Source organism: Methylomonas sp. Kb3 (genome assembly GCF_002834115.1).
Lineage (GTDB): Bacteria > Pseudomonadota > Gammaproteobacteria > Methylococcales > Methylomonadaceae > Methylomonas > Methylomonas defluvii.
In genome coordinates this window covers 1-7772 of sequence record NZ_PIZT01000033.1, presented here as the reverse complement: position 1 = coordinate 7772, position 7772 = coordinate 1, and the positions used below count along the sequence as shown (strand labels likewise).

10 protein-coding genes are annotated in these 7772 nt (G+C 50.3%); 5 read left to right on the top strand and 5 right to left on the bottom strand.

Going from position 1 to position 7772, the window contains the following annotated elements:
• Positions 1-954, top strand: a 954-nt coding sequence (locus CWO84_RS14870) for a hypothetical protein (RefSeq protein ID WP_205800387.1), incomplete at its 5' end; no start/stop codon positions are given.
• 397 nt (positions 955-1351) lie between these two features.
• Positions 1352-1681, top strand: a complete 330-nt coding sequence (locus tag CWO84_RS14865) for a hypothetical protein (RefSeq protein WP_101053502.1) — start codon at positions 1352-1354, stop codon at positions 1679-1681.
• Positions 1682-2072: 391 nt separating this feature from the next.
• Here CWO84_RS14865 and CWO84_RS14860 read toward each other — a convergent pair whose 3' ends face one another.
• On the bottom strand, positions 2073-3101 hold the full coding sequence (locus CWO84_RS14860) for a lysozyme inhibitor LprI family protein (protein WP_165786337.1): 1029 nt from the start codon (positions 3099-3101) through the stop codon (positions 2073-2075).
• A 1016-nt stretch (positions 3102-4117) separates the two neighbouring features.
• Between CWO84_RS14860 and CWO84_RS14850 the strand changes: the two genes are divergently transcribed.
• Both CWO84_RS14850 and CWO84_RS14845 read left to right on the top strand, forming a co-directional pair.
• A complete protein-coding gene (locus CWO84_RS14850) occupies positions 4118-4333 on the top strand; it encodes an AlpA family transcriptional regulator (protein ID WP_101053496.1) in 216 nt (71 codons plus the stop codon).
• Positions 4330-5106, top strand: a complete 777-nt coding sequence (locus CWO84_RS14845) for a BRO family protein (RefSeq protein WP_101053494.1) — start codon at positions 4330-4332, stop codon at positions 5104-5106. Before CWO84_RS14850 ends, CWO84_RS14845 begins: the two co-directional genes overlap by 4 nt.
• Positions 5107-5288: 182 nt before the next feature.
• Here the strand turns inward: CWO84_RS14845 and CWO84_RS14840 are convergent, their stop codons facing one another.
• From CWO84_RS14840 to CWO84_RS14825, 4 genes are all read right to left on the bottom strand, one after another.
• Positions 5289-5657 (bottom strand): hypothetical protein, encoded by a 369-nt coding sequence (locus tag CWO84_RS14840; RefSeq protein WP_101053492.1) that lies wholly within the window; start codon positions 5655-5657, stop codon positions 5289-5291.
• Positions 5658-5733: 76 nt separating this feature from the next.
• Positions 5734-6039, bottom strand: a complete 306-nt coding sequence (locus CWO84_RS14835; RefSeq protein WP_101053490.1) for a DUF6794 domain-containing protein — start codon at positions 6037-6039, stop codon at positions 5734-5736.
• A 94-nt stretch (positions 6040-6133) separates the two neighbouring features.
• The gene (locus tag CWO84_RS14830; RefSeq protein WP_133120695.1) at positions 6134-6505 is read right to left on the bottom strand and encodes a hypothetical protein; all 372 of its coding nucleotides are present in this window, start codon (positions 6503-6505) and stop codon (positions 6134-6136) included.
• 25 nt (positions 6506-6530) lie between these two features.
• Entirely contained in the window at positions 6531-6989 is a 459-nt protein-coding gene (locus CWO84_RS14825; protein ID WP_133120694.1) for a hypothetical protein, read from the bottom strand.
• A 381-nt stretch (positions 6990-7370) separates the two neighbouring features.
• Here CWO84_RS14825 and CWO84_RS14820 point away from each other — a divergent pair.
• Positions 7371-7772 (top strand): hypothetical protein (locus tag CWO84_RS14820; protein WP_133120693.1); only part of this gene is annotated, 402 nt, incomplete at its 3' end.

The following is a 7772-nucleotide window of genomic DNA, read 5'->3' as shown; positions in this document are numbered from 1 at the left end:
GTGCGCAACGCCGGCAGATTTTATGAATCGCACCACAACCTATCGCGCGACAATGGTGGTTCGTGGATTTCGTTGCGCTTTAGTTCCGAGCGGTCGCCATTTGTCACTATGCAGTGGCTCAAGGATCGTGACGACGAAACGGGTGGGCGCGAATCCATTGAGTACCGAATCCGGGTTCTCGGTCTGTTCGCTGAGGATTCCGGCAGCAACCTGCTTACCCGGGTCGAACTGGAAAGAGCGTTCGAGCGCGGGCAAATTATCCGCGATGACGAACCGTATGGTTTGTTGGTGCTGTCGGACGTTGGCTTGGGCGAATACCGCGACGAATCGGTCGCCATTATTGCCAAAGTGATTGGCTATGGTGACTTCGGGCCGGATGCCCGCCGCGTTGAATACATTGAAATCCCGTACTGCACCAATAGCAAAAACGAAATCATTTTCGCCGGGGATCTGGCTAATCTGGTTGGCAAGCTATCAAACGCCACGCTGATGGTCGATAACGGCGGCGTTGGCGCGACGGTGAACAAACTGATCGAGGCCATGGGGGTTCCGGTCGTCAAGGTGAATTGGGGTAAGCCATGTTTCAAGAAAGAATACCAGGACCGATTCTACAACCAGCGGGCATGCGCCATGGTGCGGATGCGCGATGCGATCAAGTCGGGCCGGGTATCGTTTCGGATGAACATCGACCGCAAGATGAAGGAAAAAATACTGTTACAGGGGGCGCGGTTGCCTTACCACTTCGCCGAGGCGGGCGGTCTGCGGTACGTGATGGAAAAGAAAGAGGTCATGCGTAAGAACGGCATCAAGTCGCCCGATATATTCGACGCCAAGTCGTTTGCGTGGCTGGAGGATGCGGTTTATATGGTGTCGGATAACGCCGGTAGTGGCGTTACTTCGGCGGTTGAGAGCGCCAAAGCGGCAGTTGAGGATATGTTTTCGGATGTGGAGTGATAACGCTTTGCCCAAGCTGCTCTTCGCAGCCGAAAAACGTAAATCCCGGAGCTGATAAACTTAAAGCAGAAATCAGCAATCGACCAGTTCATGGCTTAGCGCGTTGTGTTGATATGTCTTTGGATTATGGTAAATTGGAAACCTGCTCGGCGCTCTTTCCTTCATCACTGGCTTCATGGTGTTCGGATTGCAAGGCAGGCTGTATGCCAGAATCAGCGGGGTGTGAGTGCGCAGCATCCCAAAAAAGACGTTTACCGGCTAATTCGTCCGTGGCTCTTGACCACGGTAGCGGGTTAGCCAGTTTCTTAATCTGGTTTAGCAGGTTTGAGCGGTTATTGACCGCTCGCTAAAAATCCTGGCCTTTTATCATCTCAATCATTACGCGGTGTTTGATGTCATGGCAATGGTTTTCAAGGGCTACCGCCCACGTATCGCGATGCAGATGGCAAACGGTGACAAGGAGCTATCAAGGTGGCTCGGTACCGCTACTTATGCCAAAACCAGCAACGGTTATTGGATGGCTTGGCATGCGGACGCGACAGATCGTTTTTTGGTACTGCCGCCCGAGGGCTCAACTGAAAAGGAATGTCACTGGATTGAAAGCTGGGAGGGTGACTATTCCGTTGATATGGCCTTCGACTACGTTGAATCCGGTCGCTTTGAGCGAGACGAGCCATTTGTCCTCAATTTATTCATCAAAGACCCTGTAACGGGCGAGTGGCGTTGAGTCCTCGCTAGTGACAAATTTGAAGGCCGCGCACCGTCGCGGCTTTTTGCTGTATTTCATACCCGCCGCGCGCGATGTTTATTAATTGTTACTACCGGCCACAAGCGGAAGTTGATGATGTCGGCGAAATTTTTCGTTTCTAACTTCAATGGATGGCAGCTTTTTGGCAACCAACCTTAAGGCGTCTTCGGCTCGAGTCGGCCAATACCTGCCGATTAATTATTCCAGCATAACGGCAGGTGAAAGCCAGAAAACTGCCGTTCAATGTGCGTGAGGGAGAGTTGACGAACTGCACCAACCGCGAACGATGAGCTGCATGTTGTTTACAGCCTTCTGCGGCGCTATGATCCTATTATTACTGTCAGAATTGTAAAAATTGTGAACAAACGGTTTAAGGCAATACCGAACCCTGGCGCAATAACGGTTTGAGTTTAGACCAGCCGACTGTAACTGGGTCCGGTGTGCAAGCGTAGCATCCCCCTTCGTAGGCATTGAAATTGACCCGTAACCCTTGGTCAGTAAATATCCACCTTTCCGGGAGAATGACAATATTTTTAATCTCGGATTCAACTTCTTGTCGTGGGTCTTCAGGCGTTATCCAGCCCTGATCGGTCAGTGCTTGCCAAAACAGAGATTGCAATTTGGCCTGCCACTGATCATCCGTTATAAACACGTCTTCGGCTTTCAGCCCCCTCTGTGCCGGGGAAATAATGAGATTTTGGCTTGCAGAACTGAATAATCCATGTGGGGTGCCGTGACAGTATTCACTCCATATCAGCAGGGTGCTAATTACTTGTTTGTTCGCATAGCCGATTTCGTAATCGGTGTCATAATCTCCATCGCTTTCGCAATCACCAGCTTTAGGCAAACTGGTAACATGTTGCTTATTCCACTCCAGTGCTTCTGCCGACTCGGCATTGTCTATTTGTGGATAAGCAGTGTGCTGAGTGAAAAAACCTTCCGTTGCTCCAGTTCTGTCAGCAGGATTGCTTACTTGTTGAGCCTCGTAAAGATCGATCCGATTGAAGCGGTAAGGACCAAAAGACTGGCCCACTTTGGCAAGTTGATTCATGCGCTCCCGATACTGTTTTGCCAGACAGGCCTCAGGGCTCCATAGGGAGCTATGCTGTTGAGTTGAACCATTTAAAGGACAAATTTGCGCAACGTAACGTAGCCAGCCTCGCTCCGCTTGCTGCAACAATTGAGCGCCTTGCGGACTGAGGAGAGATTTTTTTTCCCCATAAACGCGGCCAAGCTGACTATCTAGTTCAGAAAGTTCTGGCCTACTGCATATGAAATGTTCGCGCGGGTTGTTGGCTTGGCTACAATCAAAACTTGCCGCGTAAACAGATTCAAGATTTGTCATTAGAAAATTAGTTAAGAATATTAATCTGGCAACTTTATGCAAATTTTGACTCATGCTGGTAGAAGTTATGATTAAGGACTGTAGGCTAGGTAGTGCAACGTGAAATCCTGAAAATGCTTTGAAATAACCAACTTCCATAACATTCAAACTACCCGTTGGGTTACAAACCTTTGCCGCTTAATGACTGGGCTTCATTATCATTCACCTCAGACAACTTATGCAAACCTAACATCGGCTTTTATCCAGTTTGCAGTCATTAACCAAATTAGAACGATTGTCTCCTTGGGGTCGATAGCACCAGTTCACCACCAAAAATAGCATCGACCTGGCAAGGTCTAATCGTCAAGGACTCTGGTATTGTGAGACCAATTTCGAGCAATACCAGAAGCCATGTCTCAAACGTTTAATTTATCCGTAGTTGATGCCACCCTCCCCTGCTTAATCTTTGATAAACCAGCCGCTTATATTGCTCTGGCTCCGGCGGGTCTTTCCGCTTATGCCGTCCTTGGTTGCAATACAAACACGCGGCAACGATATTACTCTGATCGGCCTTGCCGCCTTCATGGTGAGCCTTTAAATGCTCTCCGGTGCATTGAAGTAGCTTCGCTTGAGCAGACGTTATTTTGTGTTTCGCGGCGAATTCATCGAGGCTGTTAGTCCACATCGGTTGACCACAATAAAAACAGTGGCCTGATTGACGGGAAAAAGCAACGGTGCGGGGTTTTGTTAGTGATTTTCTTCGTTGTGTCATGGATGCGCTCAAAAGGTGACTGAAAGGTTGCCCCCTTAGCTCGGTCTGAGCGTCACGGGGAACCAGTCGAGGTCTCGAGCTGGCACAACAGGTATCCGATTTGGTCTACCCACGCTAAAATTCTACAACTGTTGGCTTTGGGGATTCAATACTTTTTATTGCCAACACGTCACTAAATAAATCTGATCGGGCCAAAATCCCAATTCAACATATCTGGGTTCACAAGCCTTCGGGCGGGGTCAAGATCGGAAAACCGGGCAAAAATCTATATTTCCCACGCATAGTATGAGTACTCCTAATAAAAATTGCGGAGTAGCCGATGTCGAAGAGAATATTGAAACAGCCGGAAGTGCTGGAAAAAACCAAACTTGGGGAATCATCCCTGAAACGTATGGTTAAATCCGGCGCGTTTCCGGCACCCATAAAGTTGGGTGATGGTCGCTCCATTGGTTGGATCGAGTCTGAGATTGACGGTTGGATCGATCAAAAGGCAATTGAGCGCGATGCGGCCAATGCCGATGGCTGTGCACAATGAGTCGGCTAATCCCTTTTCAGTTTGAAAGTGCGTCGATTCGCGTTGTGATTGACGAAAACGGCGATCCCTGGTTTGTGGGGAAAGATATTTGCGAGAGTCTTGGTTACAAGGATCCGACTACAGCGATAAAGTCTCACTGTCGTGGGGTGCAAAAGCTGCACCCCATCGTCGATACTCTCGGAAGAACGCAGGATGCTCGCATTTTGCCCGAGTCAGATGTTCTTCGGCTTATTGTTGGCAGCACACTGCCGGAAGCAGAGAATTTCGAGCGACTGGTTTTCGAAGAGATACTTCCGTCGATCCGCAAAACTGGTAGTTACTCTGGAAAGAATTCGGCACTATTGCCGCAAGACTACATCGCGGCAAACGAGGTGTTCGCGTCCAATTTGAGCGTTGCAAAGCTTATCTTCGACGGCAACCAGGCTATTCTGTCCGCAAACAGGGCAACCGTGAAGACCACCGGTGTGGATGTGTTGAGTAACCTTGGCGCGACCGCGCTAATTGCCGACACCAAAGAAGCGCTGCTCACGCCTACCGACATCGGCAAACAGCTCAGCTTGTCAGCCCAAAAAGTCAACAAACTGCTTGAGGATGCTGGGTTACAACAGTGCTTAAAAGGTGCAAAGAACAAAAAGATCTGGGATGTAACCGCAGCGGGCGCCAAGTATGCCGAAGTGCTCGACACCGGCAAAAAACATGGTGACGGAACACCGATCAAGCAAAATAAGTGGTATAGCTCGGTGATCGGCTTAATTGCCCCCGGCAATGGCTAAGATGGTCGCAGCGGTAAACATCACCATCATGGCGCGTGTAGCGGCGCGCCAGTTTTTTCGGTACACCGGCAGTAAGCACCCTATCTTTCAGCCTGGTGAAGATGCGCCGGGCTGGCAACCACCAATCGGGGGATGTGCAATAAATTCGCGGGCTGCAAGCCTGTGCCACTGTTTTTCGTCATTCACGCCGAAGGGTTATGATCGGTGTTTGTTGGGCGCTCGTGTGTCGACCTGTGAGCGCAAGACACCACCGACCGATCCAAAAACGCCTGATAGTGTTGATCGGCCAACAAGATGTAACGCGCTGCTGGCTCAAGCAGATTTTGCCTTTTACAGGCCAAGCTCATTTGTTCGTAAATCTGAAACCGACTGAGATGCCCGAATTTTTCCAGAAACACCGAGCGCGGAGGATCGCCGCCAGGTCTCTGCCTAGGGACTTCGATATTTAAACGCCAGTCAACTTCATCAAGAAGCCGGTGAAATTCATTGATAGCTTCGTCAAATTGCCCGGCCTTGCTCAATGCGAGTGGCAGCCTTAGCCAACGCTCCATTGGGTAGATTCCGGGGTGCTTCCGCATCCTCTCGGCCTCCGACCGCAAGCGAGCCAACTTAGGGGCAACAGTCTGGCTATTTACCTTTGCCATCCTGAAGCCGTTCCCAAAGCGCCCGGATAATGACGCCACTTGCATCGTCCGGATGAATGCCGGTACCGCAGGCCGCCGCCAATTCGCTTTCGGGTTTGTGTAGCCCAAACGCATACCGGATCGCTACACCAAGGCAAAAGTGGAACTCGACCAGTTCGTCTTCCTCTGCGCTGGCAAGTGCCCGGCGCTCGGTGTCGTTCATGATGAGCAAAAGCCGGTCAACAGCCTCGTCAACCGTGCGTGGTGTTCGCAATATCTCGCTACTGAGTGCTGACCAAATTTCAGTCAATTTGACCTTCCTTGTTGCCTGGCGACTACTTAGGTTGAGTTGTCACGACTTTGTCACAGGGTTTTCCACAGGAGTTGGGGATAACCGCTGGCGTTTAGTCGAACCACCTGGCCAGCAGCCGACTGATAAAACCGACTTGTCTTTCGCCATACCGGTCAAGTTGGCCGACCGCAAAGTAATTCCGAATCGCAAAGAACCCGCAGATCAGCGCCAAGGCCATCGCGAGCCATTGGAGCCAATGAACACGCTTGGCGAATATCACTTCTACCATTGGTCGAAACATATTGCCTTGCAGTGAATCGAGTTGGTGATTGATCCATGCCGGCAGGAGCCAGTAAAACACAATGAATTGCACCACCCCAAGAATCACAGTGCCTTGCCATGAAAAACGGTTGGCTATGTAAGCTGTATCTGACAGCAGGCCTCCGGCCATTGAGCGATTTCGGCGGTAGCGGCGTTTTGACATGTGATCGATGCATTACCCTTTCAAATTAATACCCGTGGTAACGATCATCACTGAAAGCTACCGTAGTGCGAGGTTCTTTATAAGAACTCGTTGCGTAACCGTTTTTGCACGCGGTACATACCCAATACCCCTCGCCATTGCCCTGAAGGCGGATTAACTCCTGGTTTTTGTCGTAGCAGTGTTGGCAGAACGGGCCGTCTTTCACGGTACCGTCTATTCGCCAGTAATATGGGCTTTCCCATTGAAGTTGGGCTTTGATTTTGAGCTTTGCTTGAAGCTCTCGTATTTCCGCATCCTTGCTAAGTAGAACCTGCTGAATTTCTGTTACTTCTATCTTCGCGTCGGCTAGGGTGGATATAAGCTCCGCCAAGCGCATCTTTGATTCAGCTTTTTCGAGAGAAGCATCAGTTTCCCTCAGCATTTTTGTAATTTCGAAGGCGGTTTTGATGCTTCCTAAAAGAGCGGGAACTTGGGTTAAATCCATTCGATGCATCCGTAAGTAAGTTGTTTAGCGCGTATCATCGCCCACCTTTCCTATCTAGGCAATATCCTCATTCCCTCACTGGGTCAAAAAATTTCCTTGACACCATCCCAACACCCAGCCTAAGCTTTAACCGTGCCGACACATTCGGCGCCGGGCGTGGAAACCCGTTTATCGAGGCGTAAAAAAACGCCACTGACCTTAGTGGTTTTTTTATGCGCGTCATTTTTGCATGGCTTTGCTATGTCTCTATTATGGCGGGATTGTTTGGGCAGCCGAAAGGCTGGCCGCGCCTCGATGCGGTATTTCCACCCCACTCAATCCCGTCGCCCGTGTTGTGGAAAACATCGGCGGCGGTTATTCATCTTTTCGAGGAGTACCGCTATGACCACTCAAACCGCCCAGGGCGAAACCAGCCCAAAAACCACCGCCTTCGACGCCGCTTTCAATGCTTTTTGCGATATTCAGCGCGCGCAAGCGGTCCTTAGTCTTGTGATGGATTATTGCCAAGAAAGCATTACAGACGAGAACGTCATCAACGCACTGCACTCGGTCCAGAACGAAATAAATAGCGGGTTCCGCACCTTAGAGCGGTTTATCTGGCCCAAAGACGACCGCACCACCGATAAGCCGCAAGAATTCACCGAGGTCGAGCGCTGGGCAGACAACCACCTGCAAGCCGCCGGCAACCTATACCGACTGTTCGACAGCAACACCAAGGCAATGCTGGTCGAATTCGAAGCTGAATCGCTGGCAGACGCCAAAGTCAAAGCCGGCCTATTCCTT